Genomic DNA, 446 nt, shown 5'->3' with positions numbered 1-446 from the left:
TAGGGGGTATCTCACAGTGCGACGGCGAAAACGCACATCTTACCCCCGTGTCAAAATCAAATCTCCTGTGCAAAACAATGAAAATAGACCATGACTATTGACAAACGTATTAAAATGCGATACCATAAGAATGGAGAATAATATAAGCTCGTAAAGATTTTAAGAGTCTTTGCGAGCTTTTTGTTTTGAATATAAATTTCGCTATGTTCAGTGACAATAACAGAAACTTAAAAATAGAATAGGAGGTCTGGTAGCGTGAAAAAACTCATCACTCGATCCTGCGAAGAAATAATGACAACTGTGTACAAGCCAATAGAGTTCGTTATAGACGGCTTGCTTGCACAAGGTCTGTATATCTTAGCAGGAGCACCAAAGGTCGGAAAGTCTTGGCTGGCACTTGATATGTGCTTGTCAATAGCGAAAGGAGAAAGTGTTTTAGGTCAGAA

The 446-nt window shown here is 39.2% G+C and carries 1 protein-coding gene; it reads left to right on the top strand.

Annotated features, from left to right (window positions below):
• Positions 1–255: 255 nt before the first annotated feature.
• Positions 256–446 (top strand): AAA family ATPase (locus DW938_RS10510; protein ID WP_242992498.1); only part of this gene is annotated, 191 nt, incomplete at its 3' end.

The sequence above is a fragment of the Ruminococcus sp. AM43-6 genome, assembly GCF_003461785.1.
Lineage (GTDB): Bacteria > Bacillota > Clostridia > Oscillospirales > Ruminococcaceae > Hominimerdicola > Hominimerdicola aceti.
This window is presented reverse-complemented; position numbering and strand designations above follow the sequence as displayed.